The sequence below is a fragment of the uncultured Thermosynechococcus sp. genome, assembly GCF_937958135.1.
Lineage (GTDB): Bacteria > Cyanobacteriota > Cyanobacteriia > Thermosynechococcales > Thermosynechococcaceae > Thermosynechococcus.
The window spans coordinates 16,945-38,889 of the sequence record NZ_CALGOG010000070.1; the positions used below are offsets into that span (position 1 = coordinate 16,945).

Annotated in this window: 18 protein-coding genes, 1 tRNA gene and 1 pseudogene; 6 read left to right on the forward strand and 14 right to left on the reverse strand. The window is 54.1% G+C overall.

What is annotated here, in order from left to right; translation table 11 throughout:
- The first annotated feature begins 13 nt into the window (after positions 1 to 13).
- Positions 14 to 838: an imidazole glycerol phosphate synthase subunit HisF gene (gene hisF / locus Q0711_RS08435; protein ID WP_298615351.1), complete on the forward strand. Its 825-nt coding sequence runs from the start codon at positions 14 to 16 to the stop codon at positions 836 to 838.
- On the opposite strand, the gene Q0711_RS08440 is transcribed toward hisF, so the two are convergent.
- The 8 genes from Q0711_RS08440 to Q0711_RS08475 form a co-directional block, all read right to left on the reverse strand.
- Positions 813 to 3,251: a phosphoketolase gene (locus Q0711_RS08440; RefSeq protein ID WP_298615349.1), complete on the reverse strand. Its 2,439-nt coding sequence runs from the start codon at positions 3,249 to 3,251 to the stop codon at positions 813 to 815. The two genes, hisF and Q0711_RS08440, sit on opposite strands and share 26 nt — an antisense overlap.
- A gap of 247 nt (positions 3,252 to 3,498) precedes the next feature.
- Entirely contained in the window at positions 3,499 to 4,296 is a 798-nt protein-coding gene (locus Q0711_RS08445; protein WP_298615347.1) for a TatD family hydrolase, read from the reverse strand.
- A gap of 5 nt (positions 4,297 to 4,301) precedes the next feature.
- The gene (rpsT, locus tag Q0711_RS08450; RefSeq protein WP_298615344.1) at positions 4,302 to 4,598 is read right to left on the reverse strand and encodes a 30S ribosomal protein S20; all 297 of its coding nucleotides are present in this window, start codon (positions 4,596 to 4,598) and stop codon (positions 4,302 to 4,304) included.
- 42 nt (positions 4,599 to 4,640) lie between these two features.
- Positions 4,641 to 5,402 (reverse strand): nickel pincer cofactor biosynthesis protein LarB, encoded by a 762-nt coding sequence (gene larB, locus Q0711_RS08455; RefSeq protein WP_298615341.1) that lies wholly within the window; start codon positions 5,400 to 5,402, stop codon positions 4,641 to 4,643.
- Complete coding sequence (locus tag Q0711_RS08460) at positions 5,403 to 6,869, reverse strand: site-2 protease family protein (protein WP_298615338.1); 1,467 nt, start codon at positions 6,867 to 6,869, stop codon at positions 5,403 to 5,405.
- Between the two features lie 25 nt (positions 6,870 to 6,894).
- Positions 6,895 to 8,823 carry a molecular chaperone HtpG gene (gene htpG, locus Q0711_RS08465; RefSeq protein ID WP_298615336.1) on the reverse strand — a complete coding sequence of 643 codons (1,929 nt, stop codon included), beginning with the start codon at positions 8,821 to 8,823 and terminating at the stop codon, positions 6,895 to 6,897.
- Between the two features lie 37 nt (positions 8,824 to 8,860).
- Positions 8,861 to 10,060, reverse strand: a complete 1,200-nt coding sequence (gene hemW, locus Q0711_RS08470) for a radical SAM family heme chaperone HemW (protein WP_298617436.1) — start codon at positions 10,058 to 10,060, stop codon at positions 8,861 to 8,863.
- Positions 10,061 to 10,124: 64 nt separating this feature from the next.
- Positions 10,125 to 12,992, reverse strand: coding sequence for a UPF0182 family protein (locus tag Q0711_RS08475; protein WP_299042282.1), 2,868 nt, complete (start codon positions 12,990 to 12,992; stop codon positions 10,125 to 10,127).
- A gap of 75 nt (positions 12,993 to 13,067) precedes the next feature.
- Here Q0711_RS08475 and Q0711_RS08480 point away from each other — a divergent pair, with 75 nt between their 5' ends.
- A complete protein-coding gene (locus Q0711_RS08480; protein WP_298615329.1) occupies positions 13,068 to 13,607 on the forward strand; it encodes a peroxiredoxin in 540 nt (179 codons plus the stop codon).
- A 7-nt stretch (positions 13,608 to 13,614) separates the two neighbouring features.
- Here the strand turns inward: Q0711_RS08480 and Q0711_RS08485 are convergent, their stop codons facing one another.
- Complete coding sequence (locus tag Q0711_RS08485) at positions 13,615 to 14,460, reverse strand: tetratricopeptide repeat protein (protein WP_298615327.1); 846 nt, start codon at positions 14,458 to 14,460, stop codon at positions 13,615 to 13,617.
- A gap of 129 nt (positions 14,461 to 14,589) precedes the next feature.
- Here Q0711_RS08485 and Q0711_RS08490 point away from each other — a divergent pair, with 129 nt between their 5' ends.
- From Q0711_RS08490 to Q0711_RS08500, 3 genes are all read left to right on the forward strand, one after another.
- Positions 14,590 to 14,817 carry a hypothetical protein gene (locus tag Q0711_RS08490; RefSeq protein WP_298615324.1) on the forward strand — a complete coding sequence of 76 codons (228 nt, stop codon included), beginning with the start codon at positions 14,590 to 14,592 and terminating at the stop codon, positions 14,815 to 14,817.
- Between the two features lie 13 nt (positions 14,818 to 14,830).
- A complete protein-coding gene (locus Q0711_RS08495; protein ID WP_298977733.1) occupies positions 14,831 to 15,856 on the forward strand; it encodes an ABC transporter permease in 1,026 nt (341 codons plus the stop codon).
- Positions 15,857 to 15,924: 68 nt separating this feature from the next.
- Positions 15,925 to 16,362 carry a peroxiredoxin gene (locus Q0711_RS08500; RefSeq protein WP_298977736.1) on the forward strand — a complete coding sequence of 146 codons (438 nt, stop codon included), beginning with the start codon at positions 15,925 to 15,927 and terminating at the stop codon, positions 16,360 to 16,362.
- Between the two features lie 78 nt (positions 16,363 to 16,440).
- On the opposite strand, the gene Q0711_RS08505 is transcribed toward Q0711_RS08500, so the two are convergent.
- A tRNA-Ser gene (locus Q0711_RS08505) sits at positions 16,441 to 16,527 on the reverse strand.
- Between the two features lie 247 nt (positions 16,528 to 16,774).
- On the opposite strand from Q0711_RS08505, the pseudogene Q0711_RS11710 reads away from it, so the two are divergent.
- Positions 16,775 to 16,873, forward strand: a pseudogene (locus tag Q0711_RS11710) (zinc ribbon domain-containing protein); the annotation flags it as partial.
- A 34-nt stretch (positions 16,874 to 16,907) separates the two neighbouring features.
- Here Q0711_RS11710 and Q0711_RS08510 read toward each other — a convergent pair.
- The 4 genes from Q0711_RS08510 to ppsA all read right to left on the reverse strand — a co-directional run bounded on the left by Q0711_RS08510 (position 16,908) and on the right by ppsA (position 21,651).
- Entirely contained in the window at positions 16,908 to 17,300 is a 393-nt protein-coding gene (locus Q0711_RS08510) for a hypothetical protein (RefSeq protein WP_298612861.1), read from the reverse strand.
- Positions 17,301 to 17,319: 19 nt separating this feature from the next.
- The gene (gene cbiD, locus Q0711_RS08515) at positions 17,320 to 18,423 is read right to left on the reverse strand and encodes a cobalt-precorrin-5B (C(1))-methyltransferase CbiD (protein WP_298612864.1); all 1,104 of its coding nucleotides are present in this window, start codon (positions 18,421 to 18,423) and stop codon (positions 17,320 to 17,322) included.
- A 1-nt stretch (position 18,424) separates the two neighbouring features.
- Positions 18,425 to 19,105, reverse strand: a complete 681-nt coding sequence (locus Q0711_RS08520) for a HEAT repeat domain-containing protein (protein ID WP_298612867.1) — start codon at positions 19,103 to 19,105, stop codon at positions 18,425 to 18,427.
- A 107-nt stretch (positions 19,106 to 19,212) separates the two neighbouring features.
- A complete protein-coding gene (gene ppsA, locus Q0711_RS08525; RefSeq protein ID WP_299042287.1) occupies positions 19,213 to 21,651 on the reverse strand; it encodes a phosphoenolpyruvate synthase in 2,439 nt (812 codons plus the stop codon).
- Between the last annotated feature and the right edge of the window lie 294 nt (positions 21,652 to 21,945).

Here is a 21,945-nt window from a genome sequence, read left to right on the forward strand (position 1 = left end):
CCAAGGAGGCCAAATGCTTGCCAAACGAATTTTGCCCTGTTTGGATGTGAAGGCGGGTCGCGTTGTCAAGGGCGTGAACTTTGTCAACTTGCGCGATGCCGGCGATCCTGTGGAGCTGGCTCAGGCCTACAATGCCGCAGGTGCCGATGAGCTGGTGTTTCTCGATATTACAGCTACCCATGAGGAGCGCAATATCCTCATTGATGTTGTCTATCGCACAGCAGATCAGGTGTTTATTCCCCTGACGGTGGGGGGTGGCATCCAGTCCCTCACGATGATCAAAGACCTGCTAAGAGCAGGGGCGGATAAGGTGAGTCTCAACTCGGCGGCAGTGCGGCAACCCGATCTCGTGAATCAGGCCAGCGATCGCTTTGGTGCCCAGTGTATTGTTGTTGCCATTGATGCGCGACGCGACCCCCACTGTGATCCGAGCCAACCCCGTTGGCAAGTGTATGTGCGGGGTGGACGGGAAGCCACCGGGCTGGATGCCGTGGAATGGGCAGTGGAAATGGCTAAGCGGGGCGCGGGGGAACTGCTGGTGACGAGTATGGATGCCGATGGCACCCAGGCGGGCTACGACCTCGCATTGACGCGGGCGATCGCCGAGCGGGTGGAAATTCCTGTCATTGCCTCCGGGGGGGCAGGCACCTGTGAGCATATTCGCGCTGCCCTTGTGGAAGGGAAAGCAGAGGCGGCACTCTTAGCCTCGCTTCTGCACTATGGCCAACTGACGATCGCCCAAATTAAGAGCTATCTGCAGCAGCACCACGTGCCGGTGCGCCAAGAGGAACCAGAGGGGCTAGAGGATCGGGCTAAAACGGCCAAGTCCAGTGGCTAAACTCCGGCTTGTCCACACCGTGCTCGTAGGCGTAGTTGCGGGCTTCAATTTGCATGTTGCGGAATTTTTCCTTGGCATGGGCACCCGCCACCTGAAGATGGGGGAGGCGATCAATGGCATCAATGGCCAGACTAAAGCGATCAATCTCATTGTTGATGGCCAGCTCTAGGGGAGTGTTGATGTTGCCCTTTTCCTTGTAGCCGCGCACGTGCAGATTGCGGTGATTGTGGCGACGATAGGCCAAGCGGTGGATCAGCCACGGATAGCCATGGAAGTTGAAGATAATTGGGCGATCAAGGGTGAATAGGCTATCGAAGTCGCGATCGCTGAGGCCGTGGGGGTGCTCGGTTTCGGGTTGCAGCTTAAAGAGATCCACCACATTGATATAGCGAATCTTCAGCTCTGGAAACTCCTGCCGCAGAAGGGCGATCGCCGCCAACGCCTCTTGGGTGGGAATATCCCCGGCGCTGGCCATCACCAGATCCGGCTCACAGCCTTGATCATTGCTTGCCCAGTCCCAAATCCCTAATCCCTTCGTGCAGTGAACAATAGCTTGCTCCATCGTCATGTACTGTAGGTGCAACTGCTTGTCAGAAACAATCACATTCACATAGTTTTTGCTCCGCAGGCAGTGATCCGCCACCGACAGCAGGGAGTTGACATCGGGGGGCAGGTAAATCCGCGTCACCTTAGCACTCTTATTGCAGACAATATCCAAAAATCCCGGATCTTGGTGGGTAAAGCCATTGTGGTCCTGCCGCCACACCGTTGACGTAATCAACAGATTCAAAGAAGCAATATCGGCACGCCAGGAGAGTTCATTGCAAATGCTCAACCATTTGGCGTGTTGGTTAAACATCGAGTCAATCACATGGACAAAGGATTCATAGGTGGAGAAGAACCCATGCCGACCCGTGAGCAGATAGCCCTCCAGCATGCCCTCCATGGTGTGCTCACTGAGCATTTCAATGACACGACCATTGGGGGACAATTCACCGCCATCGGCATCCTCCTCAAAGTATTCCGCAATCCAGAATTTCTTACTGACCTCGTAAATAGCATTGAGTTTATTGGAGGTATTTTCATCGGGACCAAAGACGCGGAAATTGGTCATGTTATTGCGCATCACATCCCGCAGAAAGACCCCCAAGGGACGGGTATTCTCCACCTCAATTTGCGCCGGTTTCTCAACCGTAATGCCGTACTGCCGGAAGTCGGGCATTTTCAAATCCTTGCGCAGTAGTCCACCATTGGCGTGGGGATTCATGCCCATACGGTAGTTGCCCGTGGGTGCTAAAGCCTTGAGTTCAGGGCGGAATGTCCCATTCTCATCAAAGAGTTCTTCGGGACGGTAACTGCGCAGCCAGTTTTCCAAGAGCTTGAGGTTTTCAGGGTTGGTGTGGACATCAGCTAGGGGCACTTGGTGTGCTCGCCAGAAGCCTTCTACTTTGTGGCCATTCACTTCCGCAGGGCCTGTCCAACCTTTGGGGGTACGCAGCACAATCATGGGCCAACGGGGTAAGGTGGTAACCCCCTCTTCGCGCGCCGCCCGTTGAATCTCCTTAATTCTAGTCACGCAGTAGTCAAGGGTAGCCGCCATGGCTTGGTGCATTGAGGGGCGATCGGAACCTTCCACAAAGCAGGGTTCATACCCTAAGCCTCGGAAATAGTTCTCCAAATCCTGATGGGGAATCCGTGCCAGAATCGTGGGGTTGTTAATCTTGTAGCCATTCAGGTTAAGAATCGGCAAAACCGCTCCATCCCGCGCCGGATTGAGGAACTTATTGATATGCCATGAGGTGGCCAAAGGCCCCGTTTCTGCTTCACCGTCGCCAACTACTGCTGCCACAATTAAATCGGGGTTATCAAAGGCCGCACCGCAGGCATGGGAGAGGACATAGCCCAGTTCTCCCCCTTCATGAATCGAGCCGGGCGTTTCGGGGGTGCAGTGGCTACCAATGCCGCCGGGGAAGGAGAATTGCTTGAAGAATTTTTTCAGGCCCTGAGCATCCTCACTAATGTCGTGGTAAATCTCGGTGTAACTGCCCTCAAGGTAAACGGGTGCTAAGACCCCCGGTGCCCCATGGCCAGGGCCGGCAAGAAAAATCACCTCCTGTTGGTACTTTTTAATAATGCGATTGAGGTGAAGATAGCAAAAGGCCAGACCCGGACTCGCTCCCCAGTGACCGAGGAGACGTTTTTTGATGTGTTCCGGCTTGAGGGGTTCTCTAAGCAGGGGGTTATCGAGTAAATAGATCATGCCCACGGCCAGATAGTTACAGGCGCGGAAGAAGGCATCCATGGCCTCAACTTCACTCTCACTCAAGGGTTGTCCTTGAATCGTGGCGCGAGCAGGCCCAAAAGCATGAATATCATCGGTGAGTTCAGCGGGACGGGGAGGAGAGCTAACCATACAGTATCCTCGTCAAGTGAGCATGGGTATCCAGAAAATCCGCCGCGATCAATCGATCCACGGGCCAACGTATTCAAAAGAGTCCACGGCTTACTAAAAGTACTTGCTAATGAGGGACACATCCTAGACCATCGTCTTTCGCCTACAGCCCCATCCTAGGATGTTAGAAAGGTCGAGCTGGCAAATACCCTAGATCTTTTAACAACGTGGTGAAACTTTTGAGTTGAGCTGTGGAAGGGTTGGGGATTTAGAGGGCCAGTTCAGCAGGGAGGGGTAAACGAAAGAGATTACAGGCGTTGAGGGTCGTCTGCCGTTCTAATTCTAAAAGATCGCACTGTCGTAGTCGGGCGACAGCTTCGGCCACAAAACGCACATAGCTGGGTTCATTGCGTTTTTCGCCCCGTTTGGGCACAGGAGCAAGGAAGGGGCAATCGGTTTCCACAAGCAGGCGATCGCCGGGAACCATCTGTGCCGAGGCATGGATTTGTTTAGCGTTCTTAAAGGTGACCGTGCCGCTAAAGCTAATAAACAGGCCAAGGTCGAGGAACCATTCAGTTTCTTCGGGGGTACCGCCCCAGCAGTGCATTACTCCTAGAACACGCCCGCGATCGCGAGCAAATTGCTGAAGCAAATCTCGTGCGGCGGCCGCTGCCTCCCGACAGTGAATGATAACGGGGAGGTTCAACGCGTGAGCCACCTCTAACTGTGCCCAAAAGGCAGCTTCCTGCTCCTCGCGGTTTGTGGCTTTGTAAAAATCTAGACCTGTTTCGCCAATGGCTACGACTTTGGGATCACTGGCCGCAAGGCTGGCAATTTTATCTTTAAGATCGGGCTGCCACTGTTCCGTCTCCAAGGGATGCAGCCCCACGGCCATAAAGAGTTCGGGAAATTGAGCTGCAAGGCGTTGGATAGTGGGAAATTCACCGGGTTCAACGCAGGAATGTACCAGCCGCACCACCCCCGCCGATCGCCAGCGCTCAGCCACTGCCTCCAGATCGGGCGCGTACTCCGGAAAGTTGAGATGGACGTGGGTATCCACCAACATGGGGATTAGGCAGCCGGTTGCAGCGTTTTGCTCAGGATACGGGCTAGACGGGCTTTCCGACGGGCACCGGTGTTGCGATGGAGAACGCCGCGCTTTACGGCTTTGTCAATTTTGCTGTAGGCCAAGTTCATTCTGTGGTGCACTTCTGCTAGCTTTTCTGGAGTTGGCTCAGCACTATACTCACTCACGGCCTTCAAAAAGTTTTTAATCAGTGTCCGCACCGCCGAGCGATAGGCTTTGTTACGCAGACGGTTGCGCTCGGCAATTTGGGCACGTTTAGCGGCAGATTTAATGTTAGCCACAGGTCACCTGATGATCAATCACACGTTAAGAACAAATAATCATTATAACCGTTGGCTGAGGGATCGCAAGATCTTGGCCGCCAGCATTGCCGCCCCAAAGCCATTGTCAATATTGACAACACCAATGCCGGGGGCACAGGAGTTGAGCATGGTCAGCAGCGCTGCCAAGCCCCCAAAGTTGGCGCCATAGCCCACACTGGTGGGGACAGCAATAACAGGGACGGACACCAGCCCCGCCACCACACTGGGCAGTGCCCCCTCCATGCCGGCCACCACAATGAGCACAGCCATCTCCTCAAGGCGATCGCGCACACTCAGCAGGCGATGAATGCCCGCTACGCCCACATCCCAAAACCGTTCCACTGGGAACCCGCAGAGTTGCAAGGTAATGGCTGCCTCTTCGGCCACGGGCAAATCCGCGGTACCCGCACAGACCAAGCCCACTTGCAGTGGGGACTGGGGCGGCAAAATGGGCGCCGTACTACAAATTTGGGCTTTCTCGAAATAGTGCAGCCCGCCAAGGCGCGATCGCACTGCCTCAAAGACCTCCGGGGAAATGCGCGTGGCCAGCACACAGGGATAGTGGGGACGCATTCGCTCCAAGATTTCGGCAATCTGCTGCGGTGTCTTACCGGGTCCCCAAATCACCTCTGGAAAGCCCGTGCGCTGCTGTCGCTGGTGGTCAATCCGCGCAAAATCGCCAATGGGTTCGTAGGTGAGGTGTTGCAGTTGGCGATAGGCGGCTTCTACGCTCAGTTGCCCGTGGGCGATCGCCGTCAAAATCTGCCGTAGTGAATCGGGCATTTAGCCTCCGATGCCTAACCGTCCTGCCAGCCCCGGTGCCATGGGGATTAGGGTGGCCGCCATTAAGAATAACAGCAACAGACCAAGACCGGCGCGGGTATCCTCCGGTTCTGTGATCTCATCGAGACTGGGCTGATCCACCTCCCGCTGCAACAGGAGAATCACCAGCGCCCAATACAGGGCCAAGGGGTTGACGATCGCCACTAGGCCCAAGATCACAAGGGTAATAATCGTCAGTCGCCTCGCAGTTTTGGTGCCGTAAATGGCTTGAATAATACGTCCGCCATCCAGTTGCCCCGCCGGCATTAAGTTCAGGGCGGTCATGATCAGGCCTAACCAACCCAGAATGACCAAGGGATGCACCGTCACCACTTCGCTTTGCAACTGCTGACCCAAAAAGAGCTTGGCGATCGTCCCCACCAAAATTGAGCCTTGAAAAAAGAGAGTCGGCACCTCCCAGCCCTGACTTGTGGGCGAGAGGACAAGGCCAAGGCTCAACAGCAGCAGGGAAACTCCACCGGCGGCGATCGCCCCCGCTGCGCCAATGTCAAAGAGCTGGCTGCGATTGGCAAGGAAAGATTCAATACGGGTCATGGCACCAAATGTCCCCAACTGCCACGCCGGCAAAAAGATGGGCGGACCCAAGCGAGCTTGATAGCGTTTGGCCATAAACCAGTGGCCCAGTTCCCGCACGGCCGCAATGCCCAAAAGGCCGAGGGCAAAGGGCAGCGATCGCTGGAAAAGGCCGGGGGTGGGATTCCCCAGTAGGCTAAACCCCTGCAGAATAGCACTGGTCTCCAAACAGGTGCCGAGGGTAGCCACCGCCAAGAAAACCGCTGCCAGCTTCTGGAGAGTGCCGGAGCGAGCGGGTTCGGTGGTTATCGGCAAGATCACCACCATTGGCTTGCCCTCCCTATTGGGCACCATAAAGAGGCGATAGCGGTGGGGCAAGGCCGCTTGGAGGCGCTCTGTGAGCTGTTGATGGACAGTCTTAGCCTCACCGCGCAAATTCCCCGGACAGATCACCCCCCCCTTATAGGGGATGTAGTCGGTGGCAAAATAGGTATCCACACTAAAGATACTCTGAATGGCTTGCAGATCCTCAGCGGGAAGGGTTGGCTTTTCGGCAGCTTCGGCTGGGGTCGGCTGTGCGGCGGTAGCCTGCTCGAGTTCAGCACGGCCAGAGGAAGCAGGGGGCAGGGGCAGCTCGGCGGTGGCCGCCAGCGATCGCAACCAGCGTCCAAGGGCAATATAGGCCACAATGGAGAACACAAGGCCAAAGAGCACCGCCGCAAAGTTAATCCCAATCCCAAAGCTGAGACTGCCAAAGACCACCAGCCAAGGGAGCATCAAAACAAGGGTTTGCAGCCAAGCCACAATCCCCAGCTTGCCGTAGGGCAGGTTGCGGTACAGCCCCCACCCCAGTAGGGCGATCGCTCCCGCCAATAGACCTGCTGTAATAATCATGGGTTACCTCCCGCCTCTGCAAACGTTAGCGTGTGGCCAGAGTGGTCAATTGGGTCAGGACTTGACTGGCACGCTCCGTAAATTGCTGCATACCATTCGCATCAAAGCCCCGCTGCGACATTAAGGCCAAATCGTAGATATACTGACACAGCTTCTCCACCAGTGCGCCGGTTTCTGAGGTGCCGCTGGTTTGGAGGATGGCGCCTTGATTGAGCTTGAGCAAATTTTCCACCAAGGGATGGGCGGTATTCACCACCAAGGTGTGCTCCTCCGGCAACTGGGCATTGGGTTGCTGCTGCATCATTGCCATCATTTCCCGCAGCCGCCGACTGGTTTCCGGCAAAAGGATCATTGCCGGCGGTGCATCCGCCTTCAGCGCTTCCGTGCGGATGGTTAATTTGGGCTTTTTCAGCACCGATTCAAAGAGTGCTTTAATTTGCTCACTGCGGGTTTTGTTCGTTGTCGGGTCAACGAGTTCCCTTTCTTTGGTTTTATCAATGAGGGTTTCATCCAATTCGGCATCCACCCGCAGGAACTTGACATCGCTATAGTTCTGCTCTAGCCACGGGATAAAGTGGGTATCAATGAAGCTGTCCATAAAGAGCACTTCAATCCCTTGGCTTTTGAGCAGTTGCACGTAGGTGGCCTGATTCACTTCGTCGGTGCAGTAATAGACGCGGTTGCCTTGGCGCGCCTTGTTGCGCTCGCGGTACTCCTTGAGCGTGGTATAGGTTTTGCCATCTACACAAATTCCGCCCTCTTTAGCCCATAAATCGTCGCTCTCTTTGGGGGTTAGCTCCGCAGTCGTGCGATAGATGAGAATATCCTCCACTTGTTTTTTGAATTTCTCATCGTTCATTGAGCCAAACTTGACAAAGGTGCCTAGGTCTTGCCAAGAGCGCACGTAGGCAGTAGGGTCTTCACGGTACAGTTCTTTGAGGCGATCGCCCACCTTCTTGGCAATGTAGTCGGCAATTTTGCGCACGGTGCGATCGTTTTGTAGGAAACTGCGAGAAACATTGAGGGGAATATCGGTACTGTCAATCACGCCCCGCAGCGGCAGCAAAAAGCGCGGGATGACCTCTTCACAGTTATCGCTGACAAAGACTTGATTGCAGTAGAGCTTAATTTGCCCCTTGGTGACATCAATATCGGGACGCAGCTTTGGAAAATAAAGAATCCCGTTCACCACAAAGGGATAGTCGGTATTGAGGTGAACCCAGAGCAGGGGGTCTTCTTGGAAGGGATAGAGGTAGCGATAAAACTCCAGATATTCCTCTTTAGTGAGACTGTTGGGGGCACTCTTCCAAGGGGCAATTTGTTTGTTAATCTGCTCCCCTTCAAGCTTGATGGGCACAGGCAAAAAGTCACAATACTTGCGCACCAGTTCGCGGATGCGGGCCGGCTCTAGGTACTCTAATTCACTCTCTTGGAGTGTTAGGGTCACGGTAGTGCCAACGCTGGTGCGCTCACCGTCAGAGAGAGTAAATTCCGTGGAGCCATCGCAGGTCCAGTGCACGGGAACGGCACCTTCGCGGTAGGAGAGGGTATCAATTTCCACCCGTTCTGCCACCATAAAGGCGGAGTAAAATCCCAAGCCAAAATGTCCAATAATGGCGTTTTCCCCTTCGCCTTTGTATTTTTGAACGAATTCCTCGGCGCTGGAGAAGGCCACTTGGGTAATGTACTTTTTCACCTCTTCGGCGGTCATGCCAATGCCATTGTCGGCGATCGCCAGCTTCTTGTTTTCTTTGTCAATCGTGATCGTCACTTCGGGGTGATCTACATCGCCGCTGTATTCCCCAGAGCGTGCCACCATGCGCAGTTTTTGAATGGCATCCACCGCATTGGAGACCAGTTCCCGCAGGAAAATCTCATGATCGGAGTAGAGCCACTTTTTAATGATTGGAAAGATATTCTCAGTGTGGATTGAAATGGTTCCCTGTTCCAACATGATGTTTCCCGTGAGTGCATTCTTGGTCAGACAACTTCTAGTGTATCGGTAGGGGTTCCCCTTTCTGTTGGCGGAAAACCGATCCCTCCAATGCTTCCCAAAGGGTAACAATGACGTGATTGGCTACAAGAAAGCCTGCCGGCTGCGTCAAGTGCAGGCGATCGCCCGTTACACAAAGCGTCTTGGGAGACACTTTTGCTGCTGCCATGGGCAGAGCTTCAACCCACGAGAGAGGAAATTCATCCGCCAAAGCCCTCAAACAGAGGCCGTCTCTGAGGCGCAGACCCAGCATAATCGTTTCCAACCAGCGATCCCACAGGGAATCCGGACTCACTTGCTGGAGGCTCCCTGGTAAGGTTTGCAGCCATTGATAGTATTCACGGCGGGTACGCGGACGGCTGAGGCGGCGATGCTCCAGATAACTGGTGGCTCCCATGCCAAAGCCATAGTAGGGTTGATTGCGCCAATAGACTTGATTGTGACGACAGGCAAACCCCGGTCGGGCATAGTTGGAAATTTCATAGTGGTCATAGCCCGCTGCGGTTAAGATTTCGTGGCCAAGACGATAGGCGGCGGCGGCCTGCTCTTGGGTAGGCAAGGGGGCAACTTCCGGTTGATAGCGTTTGCTGAAGACGGTTTTTGGCTCAATGATCAAGTCATAGATTGAGAGATGGGTTGGCTTGAGGGCGATCGCTCGTTCTAGGGAGAATTGCCAACGCCCTAGGGATTGTTGCGGCAGACCTGAAATAAGATCGATGCTCCAGTTTTCTACCCCCGCCCTATACATCATCTCAACGGCATGCTCGACATCAGCGACAGTGTGACTCCGGCCACAGAGCCGCAATAGCTCATCATCAAAGGCTTGGACGCCCAAGCTAATGCGATTTACCCCTGCGCTGAGGTAGCCCTGCAATTGTTCTAGGCCAAACGTCCCCGGATCCATTTCCATGGAAATTTCCGCCCCTGGCGCAATCCCTATCTGGCGATCCAGAGCTTCCAGCAGTTGGGCAATATACTGAGGTGGGACTAAAGACGGCGTTCCACCCCCAAAAAAGATAGTTTGCAGCGGTTGCGGATCAGGAGGAGTCTGGGCAATTTCTTGGCACAGCGCAGCCACATACTCTTGAATCAACGATGCTGCCAACGTCGGAGAATTCCCCATCACTGTAATTGGAAAGTCACAGTAGAAGCAGCGGCGCCGACAGAAGGGCAGATGGATGTATGCGGCTGTCGTCATAGTTTTTTAACTGGTTTGTATCGTTTAGTTGCGTAGCTAGGAAGGATTCAAAGCCTTTCCACGACTAGGGAAAGAGTTGTTTCAGAGCCTCTTCGAGGGTAGGTGCCATCACAATCCGCTGATTGTCCATGACAATGACCCGTGCTAAGGTGGGCAGTCGGTTTTGATCGGCTTCTAGGTAAATGGGTTCGACATAAAGGAGCGATCGCTCGATGGGAATAATCAGAAGATTGCCCTGCACCGATCTTGACCCTTGGCGATTCCAGAGGGAAATTTGCTGTGAAATGACTGGGTCTTGATTGATGCGCGCCTCCATCTGTTCAGGGCCAAAGACCAGTTCTTGCTTGGGAAACACGTACAGCAGAAGCTTGCCGTAGTTTTCGCCATCGGAGCGAGCCGCCAGCCAGCCAATGAGGTTCGGGCGATTCACAGGCGTAAAGGGGACAAGAAGAATAAACTCCTCGGTGTCGCCAATAGGCAGCTTGGTAATCAGATAGTAGGGGGCTACAGCTTGGGGTTTTTCGCGGTAGATCTCCTTGGGAATTTGCCAGAGGTCTTCGCGGTTGTAAAAGATCACAGGATCCGTCATGTGGTACTTTAGGAGCTGCTCGGACTGCACTTGCAGCAGGTCAATGGGATAGCGAATGTGGCGATAGAGGCGCGGGGGCATGGCACTCAAGGGGCGAAAGAGGGTCGGGAAGATGCGCTGCCACGTGCGAATAATCACATCCTCAGGTTCCACTACATAAAAGGTGACATCGCCGTTATAGGCGTCCACCACCACTTTGACGGAGTTGCGAATGTAGTTAAACGAGTGCTGCCCCGGATCGCTATAGGGATAGTAGCGACTGACGGTATAGGCATCAATAATCCAGTAGAGATAGCTGACCCCCGCCGTGCTTGGGCTGGTTGCAATCTCTCGTTCAGAGCGGGGATCGGCAACAACTAGATAGGGTTCACTGTCAAAGCGCAGAAAAGGGGCGATCGCCCGCACCCGATCCTGAATCAAGCGCCGAAAGAGTACCCTTGAGTCGGGGCGCAAATTGGGGGTTAGCAGCAATTGCCAATCCCGAAAATAGACGCCATAGACTAGGCGGCGCCACCAACTGGCAATGGGCACGCCCCCATGTCCATCGTAGTGGTTATAGACATTTTCAGCGCCGCGGGGAAAATCCAGTTCAGGAACCTTAGACGGGGCAAAGATGTAGGTATTGGTGAGTTCACCATAGTAAATCCGTGGATAGAAAAACGGGATACTCTCGCGGATCTGAGGCGGATTAACCAGTAGCTCACCTGTGTCGCCAATATCGCGCACAAAGTACTTGGGCAAACCATTGACTTCTGCCGTATTCACAGGACTCATGGTGAAGCCGTAGCCGTGGGTAAATACGAGGTGCTCGTTAATCCAAGTGCGGGCAAACTGCTGAACCGCACTGTAATCTACTTCGCGCGCGGCAATGAGGACTTGGCGAATTTCCGATTGCTCTTGCTCAGGCGATAGTTTTAGAGAGTAGCGATCCAAAAATGCGGCGGGAAACCGATAGTAAGAGCGCAGTTGTTGAAGTTGACGGTTGGTTTCAAGGAGGGGGCGGGTATCCCAAAGGCGAATGTTGCGGGTGGTGGCGGCATGAGCAGCAATGATCTCGGCGTTGAGGTTATTTTCTGGTTGGAAGGGTTCGACCTGCATTTTTTCAAGATCAAAGCCTTCACGGGTGTGGGTAATCGTGCGTTGAATGTAGGGCAGTTCCCGTTGCAGTTGGTTGGGTTGAACAATCACTGCTTCAATGGCTGTGGGCAGGAGTCGGTCGGCAATTAGGATGACCACTAGATAGCCCAATGTAAACCCAAAGAAGCCGGGGGCAATGGGGCCTAACCGCCGCTCTCCTTCTCCGCCCCGGCGAATTGCTGACCAAGCCATTAAACAGGTGACGCCAAGTGCCGAGGCCGCAAGCCAACCATAGAGGGGTAAGCGCACGGTGACATCGGTATAGCCCGCCCCAAACGCAGCTCCACTGGTTGAATAAAGAAGCTTGTAGCGCTCTAGCCAAAAACTAAAAGCCACTGTCACAAAAACAAACGCACTCAAGCCCTGTAAATGCCGCCGTTGCGATCGCCCGAAGCCGAGGAATTTGCCGTGACTAAGACTGTCATTGGCAAGGAGATAGCCCAAGGCTGTTCCCGCTAAGCCAACAACACTGAGGTTTGCCAACCACAGTCGCAGTAGTTCCCACAGGGGAATTTGAAAGAGGTAAAAGCTAATCGAGTGGTGAAATAGCGGTTCGGTATGGGAATCCCTGGCGGCAAACAGTCCCTTGAGCACAACCGGCCAACTGAGGCTGGCGATCGCCCCCATGGCGAGGCTTAGGAGGATGCCTATCCCCTGAAAGAGACGCACGGGCAACCAAAGCCCCAGAACCAGCGCCCCCAGACTAGGCACCAACAACCAAGGATTCTGTACCACTTGCAAAGAGATCTCTGCCACTCGCCAAACACTTAATTGCGGAAGTAGAGGGCTATTAAACGTAATTTCTGAGCGCTGTTGCCAAAGTTGCAGGGCGATTGCCCCGATGTGATAAGTGGCAACAATCAGCAGCCAAGTTAAACCGCTCGCACACCCCAAAAGCCGCCATAGCCCCAGTCCCCGATAGGGACTCCGTGCTGTGAGGGTGGGATCGAGGGTCACCGGGCGTTGCCGCAGTAGCCGGTGTTGCTGCCAGCCGTAGAAGAGCGCCGATAACCCCGCAACCGCAAGAAATAGCAAGGCTTGGACACTCCAGCGCTGCCAGACCACCTGCAAGTAGCCCAGTTGATCAAACCAGAGGCTTTCGGCAATTAGTCGGCACAGCCCCACTCCTAGGGCGATCGCCAGAACTAGGGTACAAAGCCAGCGCGACCAGCGGGGCATGGCCCGGACAACGGGAAGGGACAGCATGAACCTCGAAAAATTCTTGAAACTACGCTACAGTGCAGCTAGATGCTTTCCTAAGGCCAGTTTAACGATTTCGCCATGTTCTTGCGCTCACTACTTGTTGCCCTTTTGAGTTTGATTCTGTTCCTCAGCCCATCAGCGTCTAGTTTGGCTCTAGGAGGTGAACTGCCGCCCCTCAATACCCCGGCACCCGACTTTTCCCTGCCCAGCAGTGTGGATGGTCAGCCGATTTCCCTCAAGGATTATCGCGGCAAGTGGGTGGTGTTGTACTTTTACCCCAAGGACTTTACCTCGGGCTGCACCCTCGAAGCTCGGCGCTTCCAACGGGACATTGAGGAATTTCATGCCCACAACGCAGAAGTCATCGGTGTCAGTGCCGACTCGGTGGATTCCCATCAAGATTTTTGTGACAGTGAAGGCTTAACGTTTCCCCTCCTCTCTGACCCCGATGGCCAAGTCAGCAAGGCCTATGGCTCGTGGTTGGGATTTGTCTCGCTGCGCCACAGCTTCATCATTGATCCCGAAGGCATCCTGCGGGAGCGCTATGTAAAAGTAAATCCGGCAACCCACAGTCAGGAGGTGTTGGCTCGCCTTAAGGAACTGCAACAGCAAGTTTAGGTTTTATCTATTTCTGGGGTGAGGGTTCGGACGTTTTTGCAGATTCCTCTTGCACCTGCTGCGCCGCCTGCTGAATGGCATCCTTATACTTGGCGGGGGCTAATTCCACAGCTTTGGCATAGAGCGAAGCTGCCTCAGTCTTTTTCCCCTGTTCCGTCAGCGCCATCGCTTGGGCAAGAACCGGACGAAAATCGTTGGGGTTCTCTTTGCCGAGGTTCTGGAACAGGGTTAGCGCCTCAGCGTAGCGTTTTTGAGCCATATAGACATCGCCGAGGAGGAGTTGTACCGCCGTGACATCCACGCTCCCCGGCTGTACTTTATTGGCGGCCTCTGCTCCCTTGAGGGTCTCTTCAATCAAACCAATAGCCGCTTGAGGACGATTTTCCTTCAGGTACAGATCTACCAGCCCCCGCAGGGCATTGAGATTCCCCGGCGATTTGGCAAGAACCCCCTGAAAGGTCTGAGCAGCCCCCTCGCGATCGCCCGTTTGTTGTTGCGCTTGCCCTAGGAGAATCGCATAGTCTGGTTGTTCAGGTCGCTGTTCCGCCAACCGTCGCAGTGGGTCAATGACGCTGGCAATTTCCCCTTTGCCCAGTCGAATGAGTTGCAGCCGCGTCAGCACCAAGCCTTCCAGTGCCGTGGCATTGTTGGGTTCACGCTCTAGCACCAGTTGATAACCCTTTTCTTGGGCTTGGAGTTCTGCGATTTTGTCTCCCGCCAGGGGACTGGCCACAGGGCTAGGGGTGGCTTGAGGGGCTGTAAAGGCACTGGTGAGCAGGGGCATCACAGAAATGGCGATGAAGGGAATCATCCCCAACGCCAACACTAAAAGGGTGATCCATTTCTTGCGCATTCTGCCTCCTACCCAATGTTTCCCGTGCCAGTACGATTCTAACCTAGGGGATCAGGGGAATCGTTGCCAATTTTTAGGTAGGGGATTCTTCCCTTTGTTAAAATTTGAGCAATTCCTCGGAGAGCTGCTATGAGCGAATTAACGCCAGAAACCATTAATTGCGCAGAGGCCTGTGTCAACGGCTGTGTCCTGGGCGATCGCTGTCCCAATCGCGAGTACATTGCTGCCGCCACTAAGTTCATGAATGACACCCCCCTCGATAAAATTCTACAAATTGCCGCGGATAGCTATCCCAAACGGCTTCTAGCCTCGATTGAGCGCGATCGCCAGCGAGCAGCAAACTTACCCCAAGAATAACCGGGCGTGCCTAATGTCTCGTCTGCGGGCATTGCAGGGGTACCTACTGCTGCGGCTTTTACTAGCGCCGCTGATGCTGTGGACAATCGTCACCGTCGTCTTTTTGCTCCTGCGAGCTACTCCCGGCGATGCCGTGGATGCGATTTTAGGCCCCCGTGCTCCGGTAGCTGTCAAGGAAGCTCTACGAGCGCAATTGGGCTTAGCTCAACCCCTGTGGCAGCAATACTTGAACTATTTGGGACAACTCCTGCGATTTGATTTAGGCACTTCCCTCACCAGTCAAGGGGAAGCAGTGACCAAGATTATTGCCCAGCATTTTCCCGCAACGGCAGAGTTAGGCCTCGCCAGTCTGGCGATCGCCTTTGGCTTGGGTGTGCTCATTGGGAGCTTGGCTGCGGTTAAGTCTGGCACGGTTTGGGATTTGGGGGGGCGTCTTTTTGGCATCATCACCTATGCGTTGCCTCTTTTTTGGCTGGGGATGCTCCTGCAACTCCTCTTTGCCGTAAATTTGCATTGGCTGCCCCTAGGTACCCGCTACCCCATGACGGAAACGCCGCCGCCCAGCGTTACCGGCCTGTACCTAGTTGATGCACTTCTCAACGGCAATCTCCACCAATGGGGAACCGCTTTTAGCCACTTGCTTCTACCAGCCCTCACCCTAGGAATTGTTCTCAGTGGTATCTTTGAGCGCATTGTGCGGGTAAATCTCAAGGAAACCCTCGCTGCCGATTATGTGGAAGCTGCCCGTGCCCGTGGGATTCCTGAGCATCGGATTCTCATTCACCATGCCCTCAAGAACGCTTTAATTCCAGTGATTACAGTTTTGGGTCTGACCCTTGCCAGCCTTTTGGGGGGCGCTGTGCTGACGGAAGTCACCTTTTCTTGGCCAGGGCTAGGTCAGCGACTCTACGAAGCCATTGCGCTGCGGGACTATCCAACCGTCCAGGGGATTGTCGTTTTCTTTGCCGTGATTGTGGTTGCCGCGAGTATTCTCATTGATTTCCTCAATGCTTGGATTGACCCTCGCATCCACTACTAAGGGGCAGCTAGGGAATAGAATAGGGAACGAAGCTTGTAATAAAACTTAACATTAGGAGGATATGCGTCATGGCTTTAGCCGTCGGCACGCCTGCACCTGCTTTTACCGCCAAAGACACCCATGGTAATACGGTTTCCCTGAGTGACTTCAAGGGCAAAACGGTAGTGCTCTATTTCTACCCCAAGGATGACACCCCCGGCTGCACTAAAGAAGCCTGTAGCTTCCGCGACCACTACACTGCCTATCAGGAGAAGGGTATTGTCGTTCTGGGCGTGAGCGCCGACGATGAAACCTCACACCAAAAATTCACCGAGAAATTCAATCTCCCCTTCCCCTTGCTCGCAGACGTAGATCGTTCCATTATCAAAGCCTACGATGTGGATGGCGGCGGCTACGCCAAGCGCGTCACCTATGTGATTGACGGCAACGGCATCATTTCCCATGTCTATACCAGCGTGAAAACCGATACCCACGCCACCGACATCTTGGCGGATCTCGGCTTATAGGTCTTGTAGGTCAGGCTAAAAAATCCCGATTTAGTTGAGGCGGCAGGAGACGTTCCGGCTGCCTTTTTCTCAATTGAGCGGAGAGAGAGGGATTCGAACCCTCGGTGGCATCACTGCCACACTCGATTTCAAGTCGAGCGCATTCGACCACTCTGCCATCTCTCCATGGTTTATTTTACCCTTTCACGCCGTAAAGCCCCGCCATGAATGGCGGGAATATAAGACCCATCTTGCATGCATGCGCAAGATGACATGTACTGGCTTGTATGGCAATACTCACCAAGTCGTTCAAGCTGCCGTTTCTTCGGCTGAGCCGGTCGAAGGCGGAGATGTTCAAGCGGCTTCAGAACAGCGAAAGGCAAACAAATCCGACGCAGGAACAAACCGCAACTACTAGCCCTTCCACCAGCTTGAGACGTTCTTTCGGTACAAGGCGATGGCGGCGGGCGTCAACGTGGATGTCGTGCGTTTGCACTATACATCCAAAGCCTGCCAGCGCTGTACGCGCTGAACGAGAGAAAGAAACATCCCTTAGAATCTAAGTTCTAGCTTTGAGAGGAAGATTCGCTGGGACTAGTTTCATCGCTGACATTGTTAGTTTCATTATTGGCATCCCTGATTTCACCGGAAACATTAGTGTCAGCAGTTTCTTCGTCGGGATAGAACACAAGTTCTAGTCGAACGGTTCCCCTATGCCAACCTGTTTTATCAAGCATCATTACTCTTGCTACAGCGCCTTCCAAGAGTGGTGGAATCGCATCAGGATTGCGATAAATAAACCATAGAAATTCTGCTGGATAAACAGCGCTACTATTGAGCATTTCACGAATGGCTTTTGACCTTCTACATTCGTCGGGAAGAAAACGAATGACTTCTTCGCGGTCAAGAAGACGGCCTTTTGTATTCATAAGTATTGGTACAGTTTCTACTAAATTCATGCTTATTATAGCCCATGGCCTACTGCCTGTAAATTCTGCTCAAAATTAGGTCTCCGACTTTGCCCGTGGTGACAATTTGGCGATCGCGCCCAAACAAGGCACAACCTACTTGTAATGACCGTCCCAGGGGAGCGGCACAATGGGTATGGATATAGGCAATAGCTCGTTCCTCAATGCGGTTGGCAATGTGGCGGAGAATTTGGGATAAGGTCTGGGGAGCCAACGTTTCTAAAGACTTGAGGGCAGCTTCAATGGTGGGTGCTTGCCATATCTGGTGCAGAATATTTTGATGCAAACCTGCAAGAGCACAAAAGGCAGTGAGGATCTCTTGGCGAGCGTCAGCAATGTGGTGATGTGTGTGAAAAATGCCCCCCGCCAATTTAATAAGTTTGCCGTGGTAGCCCAACAGGAGTAGCTGCTGAACATGGTGTTGCGCTGCTGCCACCAGCATCGGGCCTAGCCAATTGGCAGTTTTTACACAGAGGGAAGGGGGGATTTGGAGCTGTTGTGCCACCTGAAGACCGTTCTCGCCAATACAGAAGACCAAGGTAGGGGATTGACCGGCCTTTTGCCTGAGGTCTTCTCGGTAGTGCTCCAGTTGCTCAGGGGCAGTCAGAGGTTGCGCGAGGGCAGTTGTGCCCAACAGCGAGAGTCCCTCAACAATGCCAAAAGCTGCATTTGAGGTGCGCTCTGCTAAGTCGCGTCCCTGAGGCAGAACAATGGTGACGGCGATCGCCCGCTCCTTGGGACAGTAGAGCAAGAGGTTAGTGGTCAACAGCAACCGCGCATAGCGGTAGATAGCCGCCTCGCCGGTGGTGCGATCGCGCCCCACGCCAAAACCACCGTCAATGTGAATTTGGGGGGAAGTGGCGGGGTCTTGCCAGCGCACCCAAGCCCAGATTGGAGTATGCCGCGTCAGATCAAGGGGATCGCTGGGTTCGCTGTAGGTAATTGCCAAAGCCTGTTGGGAATCTAAGGGCGCCCCTTGGGCAATGGTAAAAGTTTCACAGCGGTTGGGGCGCAGCAGGGCAAGGGTCACCTCTTGAGGGCAGGTGCCTTCGGTGAGGCATCGCAGGGCAGCCACTGCCGCCGCCGTCGCAAAAACGGGTAGGGTGTAACCCATTCTAAGTGGTCAACTGTGCCAAACTGGTGCGAGCTGCTTCAGCAACCGCTGCGGCCGAATCCGTGGCCAATTGTTCCAGAAGCGGGCAAGCTTCAGGGGTGCCAATTTGACCGAGGGCGATCGCCAGCCGATGGCGGACTTGCCAATCGGGATACTCGACAAACGGCCGCAGATGCTCAATGCTTGCGGGTTGTTTCAATTCCCCCAAAGAACCAATCGCTGCCAGTTTCACCAATTCTTGGGGACTATTGAGGGCCTCCGTGAGTAGCCCAACTGCCGCTGGGTTCCCCAGTGCACCCAAGGCCGCAATGATACTAAATTGCAATAGCCAGTCATTTGTACTGTGGTAGGCCGTTTCTAGATCTTCAAGGGCAAAGGGAACCCGTAGGGCAGCCATGGCATCTGCTGCTGCGGCGCGGACATCGGTTTCGCTGTCGTGGAGCAGGCGATCGCGCAACAGCTCATGGGCTTGGTGAAGGTCAACGTGCCCTAGGCTGGCAATTTGACTCACCGCAGCGTAGCGGACACGGGCATTCTCATCTTGGCTCAGGGGTTGGATGAGGGCAAAGGCCACTTCAGGGGGCAATGTGCGCAGTTGATTAATTCCCCGCAGGCGATTGCTCACCTCCGCCGAAGCGAGAAGTTCCTGAATTGCCGCTGCATCCACGCCGAGATCCTCCACTTGGTTCCCTTGATCCTACTGGGTTACGTCCCCTACAGAAAAGGGCAGAGCGATCGCGGCTGCAATTCCCTGCCCTCACCTTAGGAGTTGCTGCGGGGTTGTGCCCTCTAGGCTTGTTTTTCAGCCTCCGCAATTTGCAACATTGTCTTCAGAACCGAGTCGGGGTTGAGGCTAATGGAGTCAATCCCCTGCGCCACCAAGAATTGGGCAAACTCAGGATAGTCACTGGGGGCTTGACCACAGATGCCGATTTTGCGCCCCTTGGCCTTCGCCGTTTGAATGGCTTGTGCCACCATCCGCTTCACTGCCTCATTGCGTTCATCAAATAGATGCGCCACCAAGGCCGAATCGCGATCCAACCCCAGCGTGAGTTGCGTCAAGTCGTTGGAGCCGATGGAAAAGCCATCAAAGACTTCGGCAAAGGCATCTGCAAGCACCACGTTACTCGGCAGTTCACACATCACATAGACTTGGAGACCATTTTCCCCCTGCTTCAGCCCATGTTTGGCCATCTCCGCCAGCACCCGCCGCCCTTCCTCTGGGGTGCGACAGAAGGGAATCATTAGAATCACATTCGTCAGCCCCATCTCATCGCGCACCTTCTTCATGGCGCGGCATTCCAAGGCAAAGCCTTCGGCATAGTTGGGGTCGTAGTACCGAGACGCCCCCCGCCAGCCAATCATGGGGTTTTCTTCATGGGGTTCAAACTGGCGACCACCCAACAGGTTGGCGTACTCGTTGCTCTTGAAGTCGGACATGCGCACCACCACGGGCTTGGGATAGAAGGCGGCTGCAATTGTCCCAATTCCCTGGGCGAGCTTATCCACAAAGTATTCTGCCTTGTCGGTGTACTGCTGGGTCAGTTCAGCGATTTTTAGCTTTGCAGCCTCATCCGTCAGCTCATCGTAGTGCAGCAGGGCTAAAGGATGGGCTTGAATGTGATTGGCAATGATAAACTCCATACGTGCCAACCCCACCCCATCATTGGGAATGGCTGCCAAGCTAAAGGCCTCCTCGGGGTTGCCTACATTCATCAGGATTTGGGTGCGGGTACGCGGCAGATTTTCTAGAGCCACTTCCTCCACATGGAAGGGCAGCAATCCCTGATAGACATGCCCTTCTTCTCCCTCGGCACAGGAAACGGTGACCTCAACCCCATTGGGAATTGTTACCGTGGCATCGCCACAGCCGACAATGGCGGGAATCCCCAACTCACGGGCAATAATTGCCGCATGACAGGTGCGTCCCCCCTGATCGGTGACAATGGCACTGGCTTTTTTCATAATTGGCTCCCAGTCAGGATCCGTGCGGTGGGTTACCAACACCTCTCCCGCTTGGAACTGATCGATATTGCTGACATTGAGGATGACGCGGGCACGACCTTGGCCAACCATTTCGCCCACAGCGCGACCTGTGGCAAGGAGCGGTCCTTTTTCCTCCAGATGGTAGGTATGCAGGACGTTCGTTGCTTTTTGGGATTGGACGGTCTCAGGGCGTGCTTGGACAATGAAGAGTTCCCCACTGATGCCATCTTTTGCCCACTCGATGTCCATGGGGGTATAGGTGCCCCGCAGGGCAGAATAGTGCTCCTCAATGAGACAGGCCCAGCGACCAAGGGTGAGAATTTCTTCGTCCGTGAGGGCAAATTGTTTCCGCAGCGTCTCAGGCACGGGTTCATTGCGGGTGAGCTTTGTCCCGCCAAGGTCATAGACCATGCGGATTTCTTTGGTACCAAGGGCCTTTTTCAGGATGGGTTTGTAGCCCGCCTTCAACGTTGGCTTAAAGACCAGATATTCATCGGGGTTAACCGCCCCTTGAACAACGTTTTCACCCAGACCATAGGCGGCGGTAATCAGGGCAGCGTCCTTGAAGCCAGTTTCTGTGTCAATGGAGAACATGACGCCAGAGCAGGCCAAGTCGGAGCGCACCATTTTTTGTACCCCCACCGACAGGGCCACACTGAAGTGGTCAAAGCCCTTGATTTGGCGGTAGGAGATTGCGCGGTCTGTAAAGAGCGAGGCAAAACAGCGATGACAGGCATCGAGAACGCCCTTGAGGCCATGGACATTCAGGTAGGTTTCCTGCTGACCGGCAAAGCTGGCGTCAGGGAGATCCTCAGCGGTGGCACTGGAGCGAACCGCCACGTCTGTATTGGGGCCGTAGCGATCGCACATTTTTTGGTAAGCGGCCGCAATGGCATCCGTCAATTCTGGGGGAAAGGGCGTATGCAAAATCAGGGAGCGGATTGCCTGACCGACGCGGTGGAGTTCTGTGACATCCTCAACATCAAGGCCTTCAAGAAGCCGCCGCAATTGGGCTTCCAGATTGCCCGCTTGGATAAAGTAACGGTAGGCATAGGCCGTTGTTGCAAAACCGTCGGGGACATTAATACCTTTGGGAGTCAGTTGTTGGAGCATTTCCCCTAAGGAAGAGTTTTTACCCCCCACCAAGGGTAGATCTTTGCAGCTTAAGGAATGAAGTTCTAAAACAAATGCTGTTTCTCGATCGGTTATTTCACGGGTTGGTCTTGGGATTGATTGAGTCATTGTTATACTCCTAAACCTTACGTTTTTTTGATTCACTGGCTGCTTGCTGTGCCCTTAAAGAGGAAACAGCCGGGTTTGAGCCGCTAAAGCTTTGAATGTTTTTGGCTCCCTTTGCTATCTTGAATCCGTCAATCACCTAAGTGCGCGCGACTCCCAAGTCACAACTGTCCGTTGACAACCACAGATTACCCCCTTTGCAAGACACTGGGTCAAGCACGCACTCCATTGCCAACAGACACTTAAGAGGCAACCTTTACAGAGGTCATTCTCTGCACGGTGGTTCAATCAAGATTG

What these genes read in the sequence shown, in the direction of transcription:
- hisF (WP_298615351.1), top strand. Translation starts at nt 14, where the DNA reads ATGCTTGCCAAACGAATTTTGCCCTGTTTGGATGTGAAGGCGGGTCGC.
- Q0711_RS08440 (WP_298615349.1), bottom strand. Translation starts at nt 3,251, where the DNA reads ATGGTTAGCTCTCCTCCCCGTCCCGCTGAACTCACCGATGATATTCAT.
- Q0711_RS08445 (WP_298615347.1), bottom strand. Translation starts at nt 4,296, where the DNA reads ATGTTGGTGGATACCCACGTCCATCTCAACTTTCCGGAGTACGCGCCC.
- larB (WP_298615341.1), bottom strand. Translation starts at nt 5,402, where the DNA reads ATGCCCGATTCACTACGGCAGATTTTGACGGCGATCGCCCACGGGCAA.
- Q0711_RS08460 (WP_298615338.1), bottom strand. Translation starts at nt 6,869, where the DNA reads ATGATTATTACAGCAGGTCTATTGGCGGGAGCGATCGCCCTACTGGGG.
- htpG (WP_298615336.1), bottom strand. Translation starts at nt 8,823, where the DNA reads ATGTTGGAACAGGGAACCATTTCAATCCACACTGAGAATATCTTTCCA.
- hemW (WP_298617436.1), bottom strand. Translation starts at nt 10,060, where the DNA reads ATGACGACAGCCGCATACATCCATCTGCCCTTCTGTCGGCGCCGCTGC.
- Q0711_RS08475 (WP_299042282.1), bottom strand. Translation starts at nt 12,992, where the DNA reads ATGCTGTCCCTTCCCGTTGTCCGGGCCATGCCCCGCTGGTCGCGCTGG.
- Q0711_RS08480 (WP_298615329.1), top strand. Translation starts at nt 13,068, where the DNA reads ATGTTCTTGCGCTCACTACTTGTTGCCCTTTTGAGTTTGATTCTGTTC.
- Q0711_RS08485 (WP_298615327.1), bottom strand. Translation starts at nt 14,460, where the DNA reads ATGCGCAAGAAATGGATCACCCTTTTAGTGTTGGCGTTGGGGATGATT.
- Q0711_RS08490 (WP_298615324.1), top strand. Translation starts at nt 14,590, where the DNA reads ATGAGCGAATTAACGCCAGAAACCATTAATTGCGCAGAGGCCTGTGTC.
- Q0711_RS08495 (WP_298977733.1), top strand. Translation starts at nt 14,831, where the DNA reads ATGTCTCGTCTGCGGGCATTGCAGGGGTACCTACTGCTGCGGCTTTTA.
- Q0711_RS08500 (WP_298977736.1), top strand. Translation starts at nt 15,925, where the DNA reads ATGGCTTTAGCCGTCGGCACGCCTGCACCTGCTTTTACCGCCAAAGAC.
- Q0711_RS08510 (WP_298612861.1), bottom strand. Translation starts at nt 17,300, where the DNA reads ATGAATTTAGTAGAAACTGTACCAATACTTATGAATACAAAAGGCCGT.
- cbiD (WP_298612864.1), bottom strand. Translation starts at nt 18,423, where the DNA reads ATGGGTTACACCCTACCCGTTTTTGCGACGGCGGCGGCAGTGGCTGCC.
- ppsA (WP_299042287.1), bottom strand. Translation starts at nt 21,651, where the DNA reads ATGACTCAATCAATCCCAAGACCAACCCGTGAAATAACCGATCGAGAA.